Below are 2058 nucleotides of genomic sequence, written 5' to 3'. Positions count from 1 at the left end.
CTGGAGGGTTTTGGCGACGATGGAGTGGGTGTCGTTTTTGAAGTAGCGGCGTGCGGCTTGGCGGGTGTCGGAGAAGCCGAAGCCGTCTGCTCCGAGGGAGGCGAAGTCGTTGGGGATGAATTGGCGGATTTGGTCGGGGACGGCTTTCATGTAGTCGGACACGGCGATGACGGGTCCGGTGGTGTCTTTGAGTTGTTCGGTGATGAACGGGGTGCGGGCGGGTTGGCCGGGGTTGAGGAAGGCGTGTTCTTCGGCGGCGAGTCCGTCGCGGCGGAGTTCGTTCCAGGAGGTCACGGACCAGACTTCGGCGGCGACTCCCCAGTCTTCGTTCAGGATCCGGGCTGCTTCGATGGCCCAGGGCACGGACACGCCGGAGGCGAGGATGTTCGCGGTGGGCCGGTTTGAGTCGCCTTGCGGGGCTTCTGCGAGGCGGTAGATGCCTTTGAGGAGTCCGTTGATGTCGAGGTTTTCGGGTTCCGCGGGTTGGGTGATGGGTTCGTTGTAGACGGTGAGGTAGTACATCACGTTCCGGTCTTCACCGGTGCCGTCAGTACTGTCGGGTCCGTACATTTCTTCGAGGCCGTGGCGGATGATGTGGCCGATTTCGTAGCCGTAGGCGGGGTCGTAGGTTTTCACGGCGGGGTTGGTGGAGGCCAGGACGGGGGAGTGTCCGTCGGCGTGTTGGAGTCCTTCGCCGGTGAGGGTGGTTCGTCCTGCGGTGGCGCCGATGATGAAGCCGCGGGTCATTTGGTCCGCTGCGGCCCAGAACGAATCTCCGGTGCGTTGGAAGCCGAACATGGAGTAGAACACGTAGATCGGGACCAGGGGTTCGCCGTGGGTGGCGTAGGAGGTCCCGGCGGCAGTGAACGCTGCCACGGCGCCGGCTTCGTTGATGCCGGGGTGGATCAGTTGTCCGGCGGGTGATTCTTTGTAGGCCAGGACGAGGTCGCGGTCCACGGAGAGGTAGTTCTGACCTTTGGGGTTGTAGATTTTCGCGGTGGGGAAGAACGCGTCCATCCCGAAGGTCCGGGATTCGTCCGGGACGACGGGCACGAACCGGGCACCGAAGTTCTTATCCCGCATGAGGTCCTTCAACAACCGGACGAAGGCCATGGTGGTGGCGGCTTGTTGTTTACCGGATCCGCGTTTGGCCACCTCGTAGGATTTGGCCTCGGGCAGGGTCACGGGGGTGTGTTGGCGGCGGCGTTCGGGGACGAACCCGCCGAGCTCTGCCCGGCGTTCCATCAGGTATTTGATTTCCGGGGCGTCCATGCCGGGGTGGTAGTACGGGGGCCGGTAGAGGTCAGCGTCGAGTTGGTCATCGCTGATGGGGATCCGGAGGTGGTCACGGAAGGCTTTGAGGTCTTCCATGGTGAGCTTCTTCATCTGGTGGGTCGCGTTGCGGCCCTCGAAGTGCGGGCCCAGGCCGTAGCCCTTGACCGTTTTGGCCAGGATCACGGTGGGTTTGCCCTTGAATTCGGTGGCTGCCTTGTAGGCGGCGTAGACCTTGCGGTAGTCGTGACCGCCGCGTTTGAGGCCCCAGATCTGCTCGTCGTCCAGGTCCGCGACCATGTCTTTGGTCTGCGGGGATTTGCCGAAGAAGTGTTCCCGGACGAACCCGCCGGACTCGGCCTTGTAGGTTTGGTAGTCACCATCGGGGGTTTCGTTCATGATTTTCACCAACGCCCCGTCCTTGTCCGCTTCCAGCAGGGAATCCCACTCACGGCCCCAGACGACCTTGATCACGTTCCAGCCCGCACCGCGGAAGAACGCCTCCAACTCCTGCATGATCTTGCCGTTGCCGCGGACCGGTCCGTCCAGGCGCTGGAGGTTGCAGTTGATCACGAAGTTCAGGTTGTCCAGGTTCTCGTTCGCGGCGAGCTGGAGCAGGCCACGGGACTCGGGCTCGTCCATTTCCCCGTCGCCGAGGAACGCCCAGACCTGCTGATCGGAGGTGTCTTTGATGCCACGGTTCTGCAAATACCGGTTGGACTGGGCCTGGTAGATCGCGTTCATCGGGCCGATACCCATGGACACGGTGGGGAATTCCCAGAAATC

At 62.6% G+C, this 2058-nt stretch carries 1 protein-coding gene; it reads right to left on the bottom strand.

What is annotated here, in order from left to right:
• On the bottom strand, positions 1–2058 hold a 2058-nt coding region (gene aceE / locus EU811_RS13895), incomplete at both ends, for a pyruvate dehydrogenase (acetyl-transferring), homodimeric type (RefSeq protein ID WP_142938957.1).

The organism is Arthrobacter sp. TS-15 (assembly GCF_006964045.1).
Lineage (GTDB): Bacteria > Actinomycetota > Actinomycetes > Actinomycetales > Micrococcaceae > Arthrobacter.
Note: the sequence above shows the minus strand (reverse complement) of the source record. Positions and strands in the feature narration are given on the sequence as shown.